Source organism: Streptomyces sp. ISL-11 (genome assembly GCF_018614525.1).
Lineage (GTDB): Bacteria > Actinomycetota > Actinomycetes > Streptomycetales > Streptomycetaceae > Streptomyces.
Window position 1 is genome coordinate 1 of sequence record NZ_JAGGOL010000111.1, and the last position, 21,297, is coordinate 21,297.

Below are 21,297 nucleotides of genomic sequence, written 5' to 3' on the forward strand. Positions count from 1 at the left end.
AGCGCCGCATCTCCCGCACCGGCATGGAGGCGCTGGAGTCCGCCGACGGGCTGGCGCTGTTCGACGACGCCTTGCGAGCCGCGGAGCCCGCCCTCGTCCCCGTGCGATGGGACATGCGGGCCCTGCGCGCACAGGCCCGTACCGGTGGATTGCCCGCCCTCCTGACGGGACTGGTCCCCGCGCCCGCCGTGCGCCGCGCGGAAGCCGCCCGGGCAACCGACAGCACCGAGACGGCTCTCGCCCAGCGGCTGGCCGGGCTCACGGAGGACCAGCGGTTCGACGTGCTGGTCGACCTGGTCCGTACGCACGCGGCCGCCGTGCTGGGACACGGCCGCCCCGAGTCCGTACAGGCGGCTCAGGCGTTCCGCGAGCTGGGCTTCGACTCGCTGACCGCCGTCGAGCTCCGCAACCGCCTGGGCGGCGCCACCGGCGTCCGGCTGCCCGCCGGCCTCGTCTTCGACTACCCCACCCCTGACGCCCTGGCCCGCCACCTGCGCGACCAGTTGGCGGGCGACCGGCGGACCGCTGCCGCGGCCCCGGCCGCGCGCGCCGGGGCCGGCGACGAGCCCATCGCGATCGTGGCGATGAGCTGCCGCTACCCCGGCGGCGTACGCAGCCCCGAGGAACTGTGGGAGCTCCTGACCTCCGGCAAGGACGCCATCTCCGGCTTCCCCACCGACCGCGGCTGGGACTTCGACGCGCTCTCCGCCGACGCCCCGGACGCGGCGGGCACGAGTCACACGCGGGAAGGCGGCTTCCTCTACGACGCGGCCGACTTCGACGCGGCGTTCTTCGGGATCTCGCCGCGCGAGGCGCTGGCGATGGACCCGCAGCAGCGACTGCTGCTGGAAACCTCCTGGGAAGCCTTCGAGCGGGCCGGCATCGACCCGGTGTCGGTACGGGGTTCGCGGACCGGTGTGTTCGCGGGCGTGATGTACCACGACTACACCTCGTCGCTCCAGAACGTTCCCGAGGGCGTCGAAGGCTTTCTCGGGACCGGGAACTCCGGAAGCGTCATCTCGGGCCGTCTGTCCTACACCTTCGGGCTGGAGGGCCCGGCGGTCACCGTCGACACGGCCTGCTCGTCGTCCCTCGTGGCACTCCACCTCGCCGTACAGGCCCTGCGCCAGGGCGAGTGCGAACTCGCGGTGGCCGGCGGCGTGACGGTGATGGCGGGACCCGGCGCGTTCATCGAGTTCAGCAGGCAGGGAGGACTGGCCGCCGACGGCCGGTGCAAGGCGTTCTCCTCCTCCGCCGACGGCACGGGCTGGAGCGAGGGTGCCGGCGTACTGCTCGTGGAGCGCCTGTCCGACGCCCGGCGCAACGGCCACCCGGTCCTCGCCGTCGTTCGTGGCAGCGCCGTGAACCAGGACGGTGCCTCCAACGGCCTGACCGCGCCCAACGGTCCTTCGCAGCAGCGCGTGATCCAGCAGGCGCTGGCGAGTGCCGGCCTCACGGCAGCGGACGTGGACGCGGTGGAGGCCCATGGCACGGGCACCTCGCTGGGCGACCCCATCGAGGCCCACGCGCTCCTCGCGACGTACGGGCAGGAGCGGCCGGCGGACGAGCCGCTGTGGCTCGGCTCGCTGAAGTCGAACATCGGCCACACGCAGGCCGCCGCCGGCGTGGGCGGCATCATCAAGATGGTGCAGGCACTGCGCCACGGTGTCCTGCCCAGGACGCTGCACGCCGACGAGCCGTCACCGCACATCGACTGGTCGGCGGGCGACGTCCGGCTGCTGACCGAGCCGGTCGAGTGGGCGGAGCGCGAGCGGCCCCGCCGGGCCGGGGTGTCGTCCTTCGGCTTCAGCGGCACGAACGCACACGTCATCATCGAGCAGGCCCCGGAGCCCGCGCTCCCCGAAACGGCGCCCGCGATCACGCCCGCCGTGCCCGCTCCCTGGGTGATGTCCGCGAAGAGCCCCGAGGCCCTGCGCGACCAGGCGCACCGGCTGCTGTCCCACGTACGGGACCACGCCGACCTCGCCGTACTCGACGTGGCCTACTCCCTGGCCACCGGCCGGACCGCCTTGGACCACCGCGCCGCGGTGATCGCGACGGACCGGAGCGGCGGACTGGAGGCCCTGCGCGCCCTCGCGGCCGGGGAACCGTCCGGATCCGTCGTCAGCGGCGAGGCGTCGGCGCCGAGCGGGAAGGTCGCCCTGCTGTTCTCGGGTCAGGGAAGTCAGCGGTTGGGGATGGGGCGTGAGTTGTACGCGTCGTTCCCGGTGTTCGCGGAGGCTTTCGACGCTGTGTGCGCCGAACTGGACGGGTGCATGGGGGAGCCGTTGCGGGATGTGGTCTTCGGTGAGGATGCCGGACTGCTGAACCGGACGGAGTTCACCCAGCCTGCGTTGTTCGCGGTCGAGGTCGCTCTGTTCCGGTTGGTGGAGTCGTGGGGTGTGCGGGCGGACTATCTGGCCGGTCATTCGGTCGGTGAGCTGGCGGCCGCGCATGTGGCGGGAGTTCTCTCGCTGGCCGATGCTGCGGCTCTTGTGGCGGCTCGTGGCCGGTTGATGGAGGCGTTGCCGTCGGGTGGGTTGATGGTGGCGGTGCAGGCGTCGGAGGCTGAGGTGCTGCCGTTGCTGGCCGGCCGGGAGTCGGAGATCGGGCTTGCCGCGGTGAACGGCCTGTCGTCGGTGGTGATCTCGGGTGTTGAGGAAGCGGTGATCGAGGTCGCCGGTGCCCTGGCAGGTCAGGGTCGGAAGACCAAGCGCCTGTCGGTCTCGCATGCCTTCCACTCGCCGTTGATGGACCCGATGCTGGCCTCCTTCCGGAAGGTCGCGGCGGGCATGACGTTCCACGCTCCGGCGATCCCGATCGTCTCCACCCTGACCGGACAGCTGGTGTCTGCGGACGAGTTGTGCGATCCGGAGTACTGGGTGCGGCACGTCCGTCAGCCGGTTCGTTTCGCCGACGCCGTCACGACCCTCTCCACCGAGGGTGCCGGTATCTTCCTGGAGATCGGTCCGGGTGGTGTGCTGACCGCGATGGCCCAGGACACCCTGGAGCAGACCGCCACCACCGTCGTCCCGTCCCTGCGCACCGATCGTCCGGAGCCCGAGGCGGTCACCACCGCCCTCGCCCACCTCCACGTCAACGGCACACCCATCACCTGGGACGCGGTCTTCACCGGCCGCGCTCCCCGCCGGGTCGACCTTCCCACCTACCCCTTCCAGCACCAGCGCTACTGGCTGGACTCCCGCCCCGTTGCCGGAGATGTCACCTCGGCCGGTCTGGAGGCCGCGGAGCACCCGCTCCTCGGTGCCGCGGTCGCCCTGGCGGACGGCGAGGGCTTCGTGCTCACCGGCCGGCTGTCCCTGACGACGCACCCCTGGCTCGCCGACCACGCGGTGCTGGGCACGGTGCTGCTGCCCGGTACCGCCCTCGTCGATCTCGCGCTGCGGGCCGCCGAGGAGGCGGGATGCGACCAGGTGGAGGAACTGACCCTCCAGGCGCCGCTGGTCCTGCCCGAGGACGGCGGTGTGCGGATCCAGGTGCTGACGGGGGCCGCCGATGACAGCGGCCGTCGTCCGCTGCGGATCTACTCCCGCGGGGACGGTGACGCCCCCGACGCCCCCTGGACCGGCCACGCCACCGGCACGCTCGTTCCCACCGGCTCAGCCGCCGGCGGGAACGATTCCTCCGAGGCTCCGGACGCCGTGGCCGAGTTCGCCGCCTGGCCGCCGCCGGGCGCCCAGCCCGTCCCGGTCGACGCGCTGTACGAGCGGATGGCCGGCCTCGGTCTCGACTACGGGCCGGTGTTCCGGGGCGTACGTGCCGCGTGGCGGCGGGGCGGGACGCTGTTCGCCGAGGTGGGGCTGCCGGAGGACACGGACGCCCGCGGTTTCGGTGTGCACCCCGCGCTGCTGGACGCGGCGCTGCACGGCGTGGGCCTGGGCGGGACGCTGCCGGACACCGGTCAGGCGCGGGTCCCGTTCTCGTGGAGCGGCGTGAGCCTGCGCGCGACCGGCGCCTCCGCCCTGCGGGTGCGCCTGGCGCCCGCCGGGCAGGACGCGGTGTCGGTGCTGGCCACGGACACCGCCGGGCGGCTCGCCGTGTCGGTCGGGTCGCTCGTCCTGCGCCCCATAACGGCCGAGCAGTTGGCGGCCGCGCGCGGTGGCGGGCAGGACGCGCTCCACCGCGTCGACTGGGCCCCGCTCCCGCTGTCGGCTGCCGTCCCGCCCGGGGCCTCCGGCGACTCCGCCACGTACGAACTCGCCCTCGCCCGGCCCGAGGGCACGTCCGATTCCCAGGACACGACCCATGCCGTCCGCCACGTCCTCTCCCTCCTCCAGAAATGGCTGTCGGAGGAGCCCGCGGACTCCTCGCGGCGCCTGGTCGTCGTGACCCGCGATGCCGTCGTGGCGGAAGCGGCCGACGCCACCGGGGCGGACCCGGCGCAGGCGGCTGTGTGGGGGCTGGTGCGGTCGGCGCAGTCCGAGCATCCCGACCGGTTCGTGCTGGTGGACCAGGACGGTCGCGGGGGTTCGTACGACCTGCTGGCCGCGGCCCTGGCCAGCGGTGAGCCCCAGGTGGCCATCCGGGACGGCAAGGCGTTCGTGCCCCGGCTGGCCCGGGCGGCCGTCGCGGCCCCGGGCGGTGCGGCCGCCGGCCTGCCGTCGCTCGACCCCGACGGCACCGTCCTCGTCACCGGTGCGACCGGCGCGCTGGGCCGGATCGTCGCGCGGCACCTCGTGGCCGCGTACGGGGTGCGGCATCTGCTGCTGACGAGCCGGCGCGGCCCGGCGGCCGAGGGGGCGGGCGAGTTCGAGGCCGAACTCGTCGCCCTGGGGGCGAGCGTGACGACGGCCGCGTGCGACGTGGCGGACCGGGACGCGCTCGCCGCGCTGCTGGACGCCGTGCCGGCCGAGCACCCGCTGACGGCCGTGGTGCACGCGGCCGGTGTGCTGGACGACGCGACGGTCGGCTCGCTGACGCCCGAACGGCTGGAGAAGGTGTTCCGCCCGAAGGCCGAAGCGGCCCGCCACCTGCATGAACTGACGCAAAAGTTTGACCTTGCGGCCTTTATCCTGTTTTCTTCTCTTGCCGGTACGTTCGGCAACGCGGGACAGGCCAACTACGCGGCCGCCAACGCCTACTTGGACGCGCTGGCACTGCGGCGCCGAGCGGCGGGCCTGGCGGGCACGTCGCTGGCGTGGGGGCCGTGGACCGGCTCCGGCGGCATGCTGGGTGCCGCGGACACCGAGGCGCTCGCGCGGATGTCGCGTGGCGGTGTGTCCCCGCTGTCGGCGGACGAGGGCCTGGCCCTGTTCGACGCCGCGTGGGCGGCGGACGGCGGGGTGTTCGTACCCGTCCGGCTGAACCTCCCGGCACTGCGGAGCCGGGCGGAGACCGCGCCGCTGCCGCCGCTGCTGCGCGGCCTGGTCCGGGCACCGGCCAGGCGGGCGGCGGAGACGGGACCGGTACCGCTGGCCGGACAGTTGGCCGGAGCGTCGGAGGAGAAGCGCCGGCGCGTGCTGCTAGGCGCGGTCAGGGGCGAGGTCGCCGCCGTACTGGGCCACGCGTCCGCCGAGGCCATCGGCGCGGCACAAGCCTTCCGCGACCTCGGATTCGACTCCCTCACCGCGGTCGAACTGCGCAACCGGCTCGGCGCCCTCACCGGCCTGCGGCTGCCGGCCGGGCTCCTCTTCGACTACCCGACCCCGGCCGCCCTGGCCGAACACCTCAGCGCCGCCCTGCCCGACGAGAGCGCGCCGGCCGCACCGTCCCTGCTCGCCGAACTCGACCGCCTGGAGGCCGCGCTGGCCGATTCCCCGCACGACGGGGGACTTCGCGCCAAGGTCACCATGCGCCTGGAGGTCCTGCTGGCGAAGCTGGCGGGACGGACGGCACAACCGGGGGCGGCGGACGGCGCCGAGGGCGACGGCGGCACGGACGCGGACCTGACCTCGGTGGCCTCGGCCACGGACGACGAACTCTTCGCGCTCCTCGACGACGAGCTCGGCACGGACTGATGAACCGGCCGCCGGACGCACTGCAACCGCACCGCCGGACGCACCGGCCGCCGGACGCAGCGCACCACTTGATCGACCGGCACCGCCTGATCGACAGCACTCCCCGCTCGACCTCCACCGACTGATCGACAAGCACCAACTCCCTTGGCGTTGAGGAACAGAATTCAGATGACGACGACTGACGAGAACAAGCTCCGGGACTATCTCAAGCGCGCCACTGTCGATCTGCGCCATGCGCGTCAGCGTCTGCGCGAGGTGGAGAGCAAGAACCACGAGCCGATCGCGATCGTGGCGATGAGCTGCCGCTTCCCCGGCGGGGTGCGGTCGCCCGAGGAACTGTGGGACCTGGTCGCGGACGGCCGCGACGCGATCTCGGACTTTCCGGACGACCGCGGCTGGGACCTGGACGCGCTGTACGACCCGGACCCCGAGACGTCCGGGACGACGTACGCGCGGCAGGGCGGGTTCCTCTACGAGGCCGGTGACTTCGACGCCGCGTTCTTCGGCATCGGTCCACGCGAGGCCCTCGCCATGGACCCGCAGCAGCGCCTCCTGCTGGAGGCTTCCTGGGAGGCCGTCGAGCGGGCGGGCATCGACCCCACGACGCTGCGCGGCAGCCGCACCGGCGTCTTCGCCGGGCACATGTACCACGACTACGTCTCCCGGCTGCCCGGCATCCCCGAGGGCATCGAGGGCTACGTCAGCACCGGCAACTCCGGCAGCGTCGTCTCCGGCCGGATCGCCTACACCCTGGGCCTGGAGGGCCCGGCGGTGACGATCGACACCGCGTGCTCCTCCTCGCTGGTGGCGCTGCACCTCGCGGTGCAGGCCCTGCGGCAGGGCGAGTGCGAGCTCGCGCTGGCCGGCGGAGTGACCGTCATGTCCGGGCCGACGACGTTCGTCGAGTTCAGCCGGCAGCGCGGGCTGTCGCCCGACGGCCGCTGCCGGGCGTTCTCCGCCTCGGCGGACGGCACCGGCTGGGGCGAGGGCGTCGGCGTGCTGCTCGTGGAACGGCTCTCCGACGCCCGCCGCAACGGCCACCCCGTGCTGGCCGTCGTCCGGGGCACCGCCGTGAACCAGGACGGTGCCTCCAACGGCCTCACCGCCCCCAACGGCCCCTCCCAGCAGCGCGTCATCCACCAGGCTCTCGCCAACGCCCGGCTCTCGCCCTCCGAGGTCGACGCCGTCGAGGCGCACGGCACCGGCACCTCCCTCGGCGACCCCATCGAGGCACAGGCACTGCTCGCCACCTACGGGCAGGACCGGCCCGAGGACCGGCCGCTGTGGCTCGGCTCGATCAAGTCGAACATCGGCCACACCCAGGCCGCCGCCGGTGTCGCCGGTGTCATCAAGATGGTCCAGGCACTCCGCCACGGGGTGCTGCCGCCGACGCTCCACGTCGACGCGCCGTCCCCGCACGTCGACTGGACGTCCGGCGCCGTCTCGCTGCTCACCGAGAAGACCGCGTGGCCCGAGACGGGAGGCCCCCGCCGCGCCGGCGTCTCGGCCTTCGGCGTCAGCGGCACCAACGCGCACGTCGTCATCGAGCAGCCGGACGCCACGGAGCAGACCCAGGACGCGCAGTCCCACACCGGGGTTGCCGGCACCGGAGCCGCTGAGCTCCCGCTGATCCCCTGGGCCCTGTCCGGCAAGGACGAGAGCGCCCTCACCGCCCAGGCGGAGCGCCTCCTGGCGCACCTCGCCGAGCGGCCCGGAGCCGGCGCCGCCGACGTCGCCCTCTCCCTGGCCACCACCCGCACCGCGTTCGCCCACCGCGCCGTGCTCCTCGCCGAGGATCGCGCGGCCCTCGAACGCTCCCTGGCCGCGCTGGCCACCGGCGAGCCCGACCCCACCCTCGTACGCGGCACCGCCGCGCACCCCCGGCAGGTCGCCTTCGTCTTCCCCGGCCAGGGCTCCCAGTGGGCGGGCATGGCCCTCGAACTGCTCGACTCCACCGACGAGTCCTCCCGCGTCTTCCGTGAGCGCCTCCAGCAGTGCGAGGAAGCGCTCTCGCCGCACGTCGACTGGTCGCTGACCGCCGTCCTGCGCGGCGCGCCCGGCTTCGACCGGGTCGACGTCGTCCAGCCCGTGCTGTGGGCCGTCATGGTCTCCCTGGCCGAGCTGTGGCGCTCGTACGGCGTCGAGCCGGCCGCCGTCGCCGGACACAGCCAGGGCGAGATCGCCGCCGCCTGCGTGGTGGGCGCCCTGAGCATCGAGGACGCCGCGAAGGTCGTGGCCCTGCGCAGCCGGGCGCTGACCGCGCTGTCGGGCCGGGGCGGCATGATGTCCGTCGGCCTGCCGCTGGCGGAGCTGACCCCGCGCATGGAGCCCTGGGGCGAGCGGCTGTCCGTGGCCGCCGTCAACAGCCCTTCCTCCACCGTCCTCTCGGGCGAGCCCGCCGCGCTGACCGAACTGCGCGACGCCCTCCAGGCCGACGACATCCGCGCCCGCATCATCGCGGTCGACTACGCCTCGCACTCCGCGCAGGTCGAGTCGGTGCGCGAGCGGGTCCTGGACGCCCTGGCCGGCCTCGCGCCGCGCTCGTCCGACGTGCCGTTCTACTCCACCGTCACCGGCGGACCGCTGGACACGGCCGAGCTGGACGCCGAGTACTGGTACCGCAGCCTGCGGCAGACCGTTCACTTCGAGCAGGCCACCCGGTCCCTCGTCGAGGACGGCCACAACGCCCTCATCGAGGTCAGCGCCCACCCCGTCCTGACCATCGGCATGCAGGAAACCCTCGACGCCATGGGCAGCGACGCCACCGCCCTGGGCACCCTGCGCCGCGACGAGGGCGGCCCCACCCGCTTCCTGCGCTCCGCGGCCGAGGCCCACGCCCACGGCGTCACCCTCGACTGGCACGCCGTCCTCGCCGGTACCGGCGCCCGCCCGGTCCCACTGCCCACATACGCCTTCCGGCACCAGCGGTTCTGGCTGGACGCACCGCACTCCGCCGGTGACGCCGCCGGCCTGGGACTCGGCCCCGCCGACCACCCGCTGCTCGGTGCCGTCGTCACTCCCGCCGACTCCGACGGCCTGCTGCTGACCGGCCGCCTCGCCCTCCACACCCATCCCTGGCTCGCCGAGCACGTCGTCATGGGCACCGCCCTGCTGCCCGGCACGGCGTTCGTCGAACTCGCGATCCGCGCCGGCGACCAGATCGGCTGCGCGAACCTGGAGGAACTCACCCTCCAGGCACCGCTGCTGCTCCCCGAGCACGGCGGGGCCGTCGTGCAGGTCTCGGTCGGCGAGGCCGACGCCCACGGCCGCCGGAACCTCACCGTTCACTCCCGCCCCGACGACGCCACCCCCGACGAGCCCTGGACCTGCCACGGCACCGGCGTCCTCTCCGACGCCGGCATCCTCCCGGAGCCCCCCGCCCCGGACGCCGCCTGGCCGCCCGCCGGCGCCACCCCCGTCGACCTCACCGACTTCTACGCGCAGCTGGCCGAACGGCACTTCGCGTACGGGCCGCTCTTCCAGGGGCTGCGCGCCGCCTGGCGCGTCGGCGACGAGATCGTTGCGGACGTCGCCCTGCCCGCCGAAGCCCGTGCCGACGCCGCGCGGTTCGGCCTGCACCCGGCCCTCCTCGACGCCGCCCTGCACGCCGTCGGCTTCGGTCCCCTCGGCGACATGGGCACCGGCCGGATGGCCTTCTCCTGGGAGGACGTACGCCTCCACGCCACGGGCGCCACGGAACTGCGCGTACGCCTCACCCCCACCGGCAACGACGCCGTCACCGTCGCTGTCGCCGACGGCACCGGCCGGCCCGTGGCGGACGTCGGCACGCTGACCTTCCGTACGGTCTCCGAGGAACAACTCCGCACCGCCGCGCGCACCGAGCACCACGACGCGCTCTACCGCGTGGACTGGACGCCCCTGCCGGTCGCGGACACCGCACCCGCCGGCCGCCCGGTCGTCCTCGGTGCCCCCGGCAGCGCCGCCGCCCGCGCGCTGGACGCCGACCTCCACGCCGATCTGACGGCGCTGGGCGACGCGCTCTCGGCCGGAGCCGCCGTACCCGACGTCGTCGTCCACGAGATCCCTGACGGCGACAGCACCGCCGAGGCCGTACGGGCGACCGCCCGCGACACCCTCGCCCTCGTACGGGCCTGGCTCGCCGACGAACGACTCGCCACCGCCCGGCTGGTGTTCCTCACCCGCGATGCCGTCGCCACCCACCCCGGCGCCGACACCACGGGTCTGACCCACGCGCCCGTCTGGGGCCTGCTCCGCTCGGCACAGTCCGAGAACGCCGACCGGTTCGTCCTCGCGGACGTCGACGGCCACGAGGACTCCTACCGGAAGCTGACCGCCGCACTCGCCACGGACGAGCCCCAGCTTGCCCTGAGGGCAGGCGAGTTGTCCGTACCGCGCCTGGCGCGGGTGCCGGTCGGCGAGCGGACGGGCGCGCTCCCCGCCTCTGCGGGGGCGGACGCGCCCGGCGAGGGCGACGGCGTCGGTGCGTCTGCCGGGACCGTCAAGTCCGGCGGGACCACGGTGTCTGCCGGGATTCACGCGCCTGGCGAGGGCTCTGCCGCGTCTGCCGGGATCATCGCGCCCGGCGGGACCACGGCGCCCGCCGCGTCCGACGCGCCTGGCGAGGACGACGGCTCCGCCGCGCCCGCCGGCACCGGCGACGCCGGTGAGCCCACCATCGGGGCCGGGGTCATCGACCCCCACGGCACCGCCCTCATCACCGGCGGCACCGGTGCCCTCGGCCGCCTCGTCGCCGAGCACCTCATCACCGTTCACGGCGTCCGGCACATCGTCCTCACCAGCCGGCGGGGAGCCGACGCCGACGGCGCCGCCGACCTGAAGGCCGCGCTGGAAGCGTCCGGCACCGCCACCGTCACCCTCGCCGCCTGCGACACCACCGACCGGGACGCCCTCGCGGCCCTCCTCGCCGGCCTGCCCGCCGACCGCCCCCTCACCGCCGTCTTCCACGCCGCCGCGGTGGTCGCCGGCGGCCTCGTCGACTCCCTCGGCCCCGACGAGCTCGACCAGGTCCTGCGTCCCAAGGTCGACGCCGCGCTGAACCTGCACGAACTCACCCGCGACCTCGACCTGTCCGCCTTCGTGCTCTTCTCCTCCTTCGCCGGTGTCCTCGGCGGCGCCGGCCAGGGCGCCTACGCGGCCGGCAACGCCTTCCTGGACGCCCTCGCCACCCACCGCAGGGCACAGGGCCTTCCCGCGTCCTCCCTGGCCTGGGGCGTGTGGGCCGAGCGCGGCGAACAGACCCGCCTCGAAGCGAGCGACCTCCGGCGCATGGCCCGCGCCGGCCTCGTACCCCTCGCGGCGGAGGAAGGGCTGCGCCTCCTCGACACCGCCCGCACCCTCGACGACGCGGTCGTCGCCCCCGTACGCCTCGACCTCGCCGCCATGCGCGACCGCGCGGGGAACGGAACCGTGCCCGCCCTGCTGCGCGGCCTGATCAGGACGCCGCTGCGGCGCACGGCCGAAGCGGCCGCCGCGGGCGAGGCCAACGCCGAACTCCGGCGGCTGGCCGCGCTGCCCCCGGCCGAACGCCGCGACGCCCTCGTCGCGCTCGTACGCACCCAGGTCGCCGCCGTCCTCGGCCACACCGCCCCGGACGCCATCGACGCCGGCCGGGCCTTCCGCGAACTCGGCTTCGACTCCCTCGCGGCCATGGAACTCCGCAACCGCCTCGGCACCGCCGCCGGAGTCCGCCTGCCGGCGACCGTCGTCTTCGACCACCCGACGCCCGCCGCCCTGGCCTCCTACCTCCTGGAGGAGGTCACCGGCGACAGCGGCGCCACCCTCGTCACCACAGCCCCGGCGAACACCACCCGTACCGCCGTGCACGACGAGCCCATCGCCATCGTCGCGATGAGCTGCCGCTTCCCCGGCGACGTACGGTCGCCCGAGGACCTGTGGCGGCTGCTGGCCGAGGACGGCGACGCCATCACCGGCCTGCCCACGAACCGCGGCTGGGACCTCGAACGCCTCTACGACGCCGACCCCGACACCCAGGGCACCAGCTACACCCGCGAAGGCGGCTTCCTCCACGACGCGGGCGACTTCGACCCGGAGTTCTTCGGCATCTCGCCGCGCGAGGCCCTCGCGATGGACCCGCAGCAGCGCCTGCTGCTCGAAGTCACCTGGGAAGCCTTCGAACACGCCGGCATCGACCCCGCCGCCCTGCGCGGAACCCGCACCGGCGTGTTCGCCGGCACCAACGGCCAGGACTACGCCGTCGGCGTCGCCCAGAACCCCGCCGAGGGCATGGAAGGACACCTGCTCACGGCGAACTCGGCGGCGGTCGTCTCCGGCCGGCTCGCCTACACCTTCGGGCTGGAGGGCCCGGCCGTCACGGTCGACACGGCATGCTCGTCGTCGCTGGTGGCCCTGCACCTCGCGGTGCAGGCGCTGCGGCAGGGCGAGTGCGAGATGGCCCTGGCGGGCGGCGTCACCGTGATGTCGACCCCGGGCGCCCTCATCGGCTTCAGCCGCCAGCGCGGCCTCTCCGAGGACGGCCGCTGCCGAGCCTTCGCCGCGTCCGCCGACGGCACAGGACTGGCCGAGGGCGTCGGCATGCTGCTCGTGGAGCGCCTCTCGGACGCCGAGCGGAACGGGCACCAGGTGCTGGCGGTCGTACGCGGCAGCGCCGTCAACCAGGACGGCGCCTCCAACGGCCTGACCGCCCCGAACGGCCCCGCACAGCAGCGCGTCATCCAGCAGGCCCTGGCCAGCGCGGGCCTGACCGCCGCGGACGTCGACGTCGTCGAGGCGCACGGCACCGGTACGACCCTGGGCGACCCCATCGAGGCCCAGGCCCTGCTGAAGACATACGGGCGCGGGCGCCCCGAGAACAGCCCGCTGTGGCTCGGCACCGTCAAGTCCAACATCGGCCACACACAGGCCGCCGCCGGCGTCGCGGGCATCATCAAGATGGTCATGGCGATGCGCGAAGGCGTCCTGCCCCGGACCCTCCACGTGGACGAGCCGTCCCCGCACGTCGACTGGTCGACGGGTGCGGTGCGCCTGCTGACCGAGCCCGTCGAGTGGCCGGGCGACCGGCCCCGCGCACGCCGGGCGGGCATCTCGTCCTTCGGCGTGAGCGGCACGAACGCCCACGTCGTCATCGAACAGCCCCCGGCGACGGCGACGCGAGAAGCCGCCGAGACGCACGGGGACGACGCCACGGACGGCCCGGCCGTTCCGTGGGTGATCTCCGCCAAGTCCCCGGAGGCCCTGCGCGGCCAGGCCGAGCGCCTCCTGACGTACGTACGGACCACCCCGGAACTGCCGACGGCCGCCGTCGGCCTGTCCCTGGCCACGACGCGCGGGGCTCTGCCCCACCGCGCCGCGATCGTGGGCCGGACCCGCGACGAGCTGCTCGACGGCCTCGGCGCGCTGACCCGCGGCGAGACGCCGGGCGGGGCGGGCGCACAGGGAACCGCGGTCGGTGACGCGGCGAAGCTCGCGCTGTTGTTCTCGGGTCAGGGGAGTCAGCGGTTGGGGATGGGGCGTGAGTTGTGCGCGTCTTTCCCGGTGTTCGCGGAAGCCTTCGACGCGGTGTGCGGGGAGCTGGACCGGCATCTCAGCGAGTCCGTACGGGATGTGGTCCTCGGTGAGGATGCCGAGCTGCTGAATGAGACGGGCTTTACGCAGCCTGCGTTGTTCGCGGTCGAGGTCGCTCTCTTCCGTCTGGTCGAGTCGTGGGGTGTGCGGGCGGATGTGCTGGCCGGTCATTCAATCGGTGAGCTGGCTGCGGCGCATGTGGCGGGAGTGCTGTCTCTCGCTGATGCTGCGGCTCTCGTGGCGGCTCGTGGTCGGTTGATGCAGGCGCTGCCGCGTGGTGGTGTGATGGTGGCGGTTCAGGCGACGGAGGACGAGGTCCTTCCGTTGCTGGCCGGTTTCGAGTCCGAGGCGGGCATCGCGGCGGTCAACGGCCCCACCTCCGTGGTCCTGTCGGGCACCGAGGATGCGGTCATGGCGGTGGTCGGGCGCCTGGAGGATCGTAAGACCAAGCGCCTCACGGTCTCCCACGCGTTCCATTCCCCGTTGATGGAGCCGATGCTGGCGGAGTTCCGTACGGTCGCGGAGGGGCTGAGCTTCTCCGCTCCGGCGATTCCCATCGTGTCCACCCTCACCGGCCAGTTGGTCGCGCCCGACGACCTGTGCGACCCGGAGTACTGGGTCCGCCACGTCCGTCAGGCGGTCCGTTTCGCCGACGCGGTCACCACGCTGGCGGCGGAAGGCGCCCGTACCTTCCTGGAGATAGGCCCGGGCGGTGTCCTGACCGCCATGGCCCAGGACTCCCTGGACGAGACCGCCACCGCGATCCCGTCCCTGCGCACCGACCGCCCCGAGGACTTGGCCGTCACCACCGCCCTCGCCCACCTCCACGTCAACGGCGTCGGCATCGACTGGGCCGCGGTGTTCGCGGGCCGCGCAGCCCATCCCGTGAGCCTCCCCACCTATGCCTTCCAGCATCAGCACTACTGGCTGCTGCCGCCCGTGGCGGACACGGAAACCGTCGCCGTCGCGGACCCGGCGGAGGCGAGTTTCTGGGACGTCGTCGAGCGCGAGGACCTCGCCTCGCTGTCCGAGGAGCTGGACCTGGACGGGCAGGCGCCGCTCAGCTCCGTGCTTCCGGCGCTGTCCCATTGGCGGCGCAGGCAGCGCGACCGTTCGGTCGTGGACAGCTGGCGCTACCGGGCGGTGTGGAAGCCGCTGGCCACGCGCGAGCCGGCCCAGCCGGCCGGCGCGTGGCTGCTCGTCACCGAGGCCGGCGGCGGGCAGAGCCCGGCCGTCGACGCAGTCCGGTCGGCGCTGGCCGCGCACGGCGCCCAGGTCGTCGAGCTGGCGGTGCACGCAGGCGACGACCGTGACGCCCTCACCGGCCGCATCCGTGACGCGGTCGCCGGGCAGACGCCGGCCACCGGCGTCCTGTCGCTGCTGGCCCTCACCGAGGACCCGCACCCGGTGCACGGCGTCCTTCCGGCCGGCCTCGCCCTGACCACCGTCCTGGTGCAGGCCCTTGGCGACGCGGATGTCACCGCGCCGCTGTGGTGCGCCACGCGCGGCGCCGTATCGGTGGGGCGTTCGGACGCCCTGCTGAGCCCGGCCCAGGGCATGGTCTGGGGCATGGGCCGCTCGGTCGCGCTGGAGTACGCCGAGCGGTGGGGCGGGCTGGTCGACCTGCCCGAGGTGCTCGACGAGCGCGCGGGCCGCCGGCTCATGGCCGTACTGGGCGGAACGAGCGGTGAGGACCAGGTCGCGGTACGGGCCTCCGGCGCCTTCGTGCGCCGGCTGTCCCGCGCCGCCACCGACGCCCTGCCCGCCGGCCGGACATGGCAGCCCCGGGGAACCGTGCTGATCACGGGCGGTACGGGCGCGCTCGGCGCCCACGTGGCCCGGCACCTGGCCCGGGGCGGTGCCGAGCACATCGTCCTGACGAGCCGTCGCGGCCCCGGTGCCGCCGGTGCCGCCGAACTCGCCGCCGAGATCGAGGCACTGGGCGCCGAGGTATCGGTCGTCGCCTGTGACGTCGCCGACCGGGAAGCAGTGGCGAAGCTCCTCGCGAACCTCCCCGCACGGCACCCGCTGACCGCTGTCGTGCACGCCGCCGGAATGCCGCAGTTCGCACCCCTCGCCCAGACCGGTCTCACCGACCTCGCCGACGTGGTGTCGGCCAAGGTGGCGGGTGCCGCGCACCTGGACGAGCTGCTGAGCGACCGGGAACTCGACGCCTTCGTGCTCTTCTCGTCCGTCGCCGGCGTCTGGGGCAGCGGCAACCAGGCCGCGTACTCCGCCGCCAACGCCTACCTCGACGGGCTCGCCGAACGGCGCCGCGCCGACGGGCTCGCGGGCACCGCCGTCGCCTGGGGCCCCTGGGCCGACGGTGGCATGGTCGGTGACGAGGAGGCCGAGGCCCACCTGCGCCGCCGCGGTCTGCCCGCGATGTCGCCCGAGACGGCGACCGCCGCCCTCCAGCGGGCCCTGGACGCCGACGAGACTGCCGTCGTGGTGGCCGACGTGCTGTGGGACCGCTTCGCCCCCGCGTTCACCATCACCCGGCCCAGCCCCCTCTTCGGCGACCTGCCGGAGGTGCGGAGCGCCCTCGCGGCCACCGAGCGTGGCACGGGCGAACAGCCGGGTGGCACGGGCCTGTCGGCCCTCGGCGAACGACTCGCCGGCCTGCCCGGCACCGAGCGCGACCGCATCCTGCTCGACCTGGTTCGTACCGAGGTCGCCAAGGCGCTCGGCCATGCCGGCCCCGAGGCGGTCGCACCCGACCGGGCGTTCAAGGACCTCGGCTTCGACTCGCTCACCGGTGTCGAACTGCGCAACCGCCTCAACGCCGAGACCGGCCTGCGCCTGCCCACCACCCTCGTCTTCGACCACCCCAACGCCCTCGACCTCGCCGCCCACCTCGCCGCCGAACTGCCCGGACTGCGGGCGGCCGAGACTATGGGCACGGCGCCCGAGGCCGTGGTGGCCGGCACCGACGAACCGATCGCCATCGTGGCGATGAGCTGCCGGTTCCCCGGCGGCGTCCGCTCGCCGGAGGAGCTGTGGCAGCTGCTCGTGGACGGCACGGACGCGGTGTCGGAGTTCCCGGCCGACCGCGGTTGGGACCTGGACGCGCTGTACGACCCCGACCCCGAGCGCTCCGGCACCACCTACGTCAACGAAGGCGGCTTCCTGCACGACGCCGGCCACTTCGACCCGAAGTTCTTCGGCATCTCACCGCGCGAGGCCCTCGCCATGGACCCCCAGCAGCGGCTGCTGCTGGAGAGCGCCTGGGAGACCGTGGAGCGGGCCCGGCTCGACCCCGCCACCCTGCGCGGCAGCCGTACGGGCGTCTTCGTCGGCTCCGGCTACCAGGGCTACGGCGCCGGCCTGCGCGAACTCCCCGAAGGTGTCGAGGGGCACCTGCTCACCGGCAGCTCCGGCAGCGTCATGTCGGGCCGCATCGCCTACTCGCTCGGCCTGGAGGGGCCGGCGGTGACGGTCGACACGGCATGCTCGTCGTCCCTGGTGGCGCTGCACCTGGCGACCCAGGCGCTGCGGCAGGGCGAGTGCTCGCTCGCCCTGGTCGGCGGCGCGACGGTGATGTCCAGCCCGAGCGCCTTCGTCGAGTTCAGCCGCCAGCGCGGTCTGGCCCCGGACGGCCGCTGCAAGCCGTTCGCCGGCGCGGCGGACGGCACCGGCTGGGGCGAGGGCGTCGGCATGCTCCTCGTGGAGCGTCTCTCCGACGCCCGCCGCAACGGCCACCCCGTGCTGGCCGTTGTCCGTGGCAGCGCCGTGAACCAGGACGGCGCCTCCAACGGCCTGACCGCCCCGAACGGCCCCGCTCAGCAGCGGGTGATCCGCCAGGCACTCGCCAACGCCGGTCTGTCACCGGCGGACATCGACACGGTCGAGGCCCACGGCACCGGCACCGCCCTCGGCGACCCGATCGAGGCCCAGGCGCTGCTCGCCACGTACGGGCAGGAGCGGCCGGCGGACCGGCCGCTGTGGCTCGGGTCCATGAAGTCCAACATCGGCCACACCCAGGCAGCCTCGGGCGTCGCCGGCGTGATCAAGACGGTGCTCGCCCTCCGATACGGAACGCTGCCGAAGACCCTCCACGTGGACGAGCCGTCCCCGCACGTCGACTGGACGGCGGGCGCGGTACGCCTCCTGACGGAAACCGTCGCGTGGGCGGAGACCGGCCGTCCCCGGCGCGCCGCCGTCTCCTCCTTCGGGGTCAGCGGCACGAACGCGCACACCATCATCGAGCAGGCCCCGGCGGACGAGCCGGAGGAGACGCCGACGGCTCCCGCGACGACCGACGGCGGTCACTGCCTCCCGTGGGTGGTGTCCGGCAAGGACGACACCGCCCTGCGCGAGCAGGCCCGCGCCCTCCACTCCCGCATCGCCGACCACCCCGGCCTCGACCCGGCCGACACCGCGTATTCCCTGGCCGTCTCCCGGACGGCCATGGAACACCGCGCCGTCGTCGTCGGCCACGGCACCACGGACCTCCTCGCCGGCCTGGCCGCCCTGAGTCGCGGAGAGCCCGCGACGGGCCTGGTGCGCGGCACGACCGGCGGCACGACCGGCCGACTGGCCCTGCTGTTCTCGGGTCAGGGGAGTCAGCGGTTGGGGATGGGGCGTGAGTTGTATGACGCCTTCCCGGTGTTCGCGGATGCCTTTGACGAGGTGTGTGCGCATGTGGACGTGCATCTTGAGCGGCCGTTGCGGGATGTGGTCTTCGGTGAGGATGCCGGACTGCTGAACCGGACGGAGTTCACCCAGCCTGCGTTGTTCGCCGTTGAGGTCGCTCTGTTCCGGTTGGTGGAGTCGTGGGATGTGCGGGCGGACTATCTGGCCGGTCATTCGGTCGGTGAGCTGGCGGCCGCGCACGTGGCGGGGGTGTTGTCTCTCGCCGATGCTGCGTCGTTGGTATGTGCTCGTGGCCGCTTGATGGAGGCATTGCCGTCGGGTGGGTTGATGGTGGCGGTGCAGGCGTCCGAGGCTGAGGTGCTGCCGTTGCTGGCCGGCCGGGAGTCGGAGATCGGGCTCGCCGCGGTGAACGGCCTGTCGTCGGTGGTGATCTCAGGTGTCGAGGAAGCGGTGATCGAGGTCGCCGGTGCCCTGGCAGGCCAGGGCCGGAAGACCAAGCGCCTCACGGTCTCGCATGCCTTCCACTCGCCGTTGATGGACCCGATGCTGGCCTCCTTCCGGAAGGTCGCGGCGGGCATGACGTTCCACGCTCCGGCGATCCCGATCGTCTCCACCCTGACCGGACAGCTGGTGTCTGCGGACGAGTTGTGCGATCCGGAGTACTGGGTGCGGCACGTCCGTCAGCCGGTTCGTTTCGCCGACGCCGTCACGACCCTCTCCACCGAGGGTGCCGGCATGTTCTTGGAGATCGGTCCGGGTGGTGTGCTGACCGCGATGGCTCAGGACACCCTGGACCAGACCGCCACCACCGTCGTCCCGTCCCTGCGTACCGATCGTCCGGAGCCCGAGGCGGTCACCACCGCCCTCGCCCACCTCCACGTCAACGGCACACCCATCACCTGGGACGCGGTCTTCACCGGCCGTACTCCCCGTCGGGTCGACCTTCCCACCTACCCCTTCCAGCACCAGCGCTACTGGCTGGAGAACCCGGCCTCCGAGGACAAGGCGGCCACGCCCGCCGATGCCGCCGAGGCGGAGTTCTGGGACGCCGTCGAGAACGGCGGCACCTCGGCTCTGACCGAGCGGCTCGGACTCACCGCCGAGGCCCCCCTCGACTCGGTGGTGGCCGCGCTGTCGACCTGGCGTCGTGACTCCAAGGACAAGTCCACCATCGACAGCTGGCGTTACCAGACCACCTGGAAGCCGCTCACGGACCTGCCCGCCGCCACCCTCTCCGGCACCTGGCTCCTCGTCACGGCCGGCGACAGCGACACCGCCCTCGCGGACACCTGCGGCCGGGCTCTGGGTGCGCGCGGAGCCGAGGTCCGTACCGTACGCGTCACCGACGCGGCCACCGGCCGGGCGGCGCTCGCCGACCTGCTGCGTGCCGCCGTCCCGGCAGGGCAGCCCGTCACCGGGGTGCTCTCGCTGCTCGCCCTCGACGAGCGGTTCCACCCGGGCTTCGGCACCCTGCCCGCCGGACTGGCCTCGACCATGGCCCTCGTCCAGGCACTGGGCGACCTCGACGTGGACGCGCCGCTGTGGTGCGCGACGCGCGGCGCCGTGTCCGTGGGCCGCTCCCACCCCGTCGAGCGTCCTCTCCAGGGGCTCGTGTGGGGCATGGGGCGGGCGGCCGCGCTCGAAACGCCCGAGCGCTGGGGCGGATTGATCGATCTGCCCGAGGCCCTGGACGCGCGCACCCTGGACCGGCTCGCCGACGTGCTCGGCGGTGCCACCGGTGCCGAGGACCAGCTCGCGGTGCGGGGCGCCGGAGTGTTCGTACGCAGGCTGGCGCGTACGGTCAGGAGCACCGGAACCGACGGCGGGTGGCGGTCGCGCGGAACCGTGCTGATCACCGGCGGTACGGGCTCGCTCGGCGGGCACGCCGCCCGCTGGCTGGCCGCGAACGGCGCCGAGCACCTCGTCCTCACCAGCCGCCGCGGTGAGCGGGCCGAAGGGGCCGCCGAGCTCGGCGCCGAACTCCGGGCGCTCGGGGCCCGGGTGACGATCGCCGCGTGCGACGTCGCCGACCGCGACGCCCTTGCCGGGCTGCTCGACTCGCTCCCGGACGACGCGCCGCTGACCGGCGTCGTGCACGCCGCCGGCCTGCCGCAGTTCGCGACCATCATGGACACGAGCCCGGAGGAACTGGCCGCCGTGGTGTCGGCCAAGGTCGCGGGCGCCGTCCACCTGGACGAGCTGCTCGGCGACCGCGAGCTGGACGCCTTCGTGCTCTTCTCCTCGGTCTCCGGTGTGTGGGGCAGCGGCAGCCAGGCCGCGTACTCGGCGGCCAACGCCTTCCTCGACGCCCTCGCCGCGGCCCGCCGCGCCCGGGGCCTGGCCGCGACGGCCGTGGCCTGGGGCCCGTGGGCCGAGGGCGGCATGGCGGCCGACGGGGGAGCGGAGGAACACCTCCGGCGCCGCGGACTGCCCTCGCTCTCCCCGGCCCTGGCGATCTCCGCGCTCCAGCGGGCCCTGGACGCCGACGAGACCGCCGTAGTGGTGGCCGACGTCGACTGGCCGCGGTTCGCGCCCTCGTTCACCATCGGCCGGCCGAGCCCGCTGCTGGGCGACCTGCCCGAGGTGCGGGCGGCCCTGGCCGAGGCCCGCGAGGACGACGGCGGCCCGCAGGGCACCGGCGCCTCCGAGCTGACACGGCGGCTGGCGGGCCTGCCGCCCACCGATCAGCACGAGGTCCTGCTCGACATCGTGCGGGCGGAGGCGGCGGCGGTCCTGGGCTATGCCGGGACCGGGGAGATCGAGCCGGAGCGGGCGTTCCGCGAGCTCGGGTTCGACTCGCTGACCGCGGTCGAGCTCCGCAACCGGATCGGTGCGGCGACGGGGCTGAAGCTCCCGACCACGATGGTCTTCGACCACCCCAGCCCCACGGCCCTCACCGATCACCTGCGGGCCGCCCTCGCACCGGAGACGGCGGGCACCGGCGGTGCGGACGGCGACGCCGAGCAGGACACCCGGGTGCGGCACGCCCTCGCGTCCATCCCGCCCGCCAGGCTCCGGGAGGCGGGCCTGCTGGACGCCCTCCTGCGCCTCGCGGGAGACGCCGGCCCCGCCCGCACCGAGCCGGCCCCCGACAGCGGATCCGCGTCCATCGAGTCGATGGACATCGACAACCTCATCGAACTGGCGCTGGGCGACAGCGACTTCTGAGACGGCCTGA

The 21,297-nt window shown here is 74.1% G+C and carries 2 protein-coding genes; both read left to right on the top strand.

Features of this window, described 5'->3' with window-relative positions:
* The coding region (locus tag J7E86_RS22130) for a type I polyketide synthase (protein WP_215083483.1) at window positions 1-5,978 on the top strand (5,978 nt) is incomplete at its 5' end.
* Between the two features lie 150 nt (window positions 5,979-6,128).
* On the top strand, window positions 6,129-21,287 hold the full coding sequence (locus J7E86_RS22135) for a type I polyketide synthase (RefSeq protein ID WP_374223840.1): 15,159 nt from the start codon (window positions 6,129-6,131) through the stop codon (window positions 21,285-21,287).
* Window positions 21,288-21,297 lie beyond the last annotated feature (10 nt).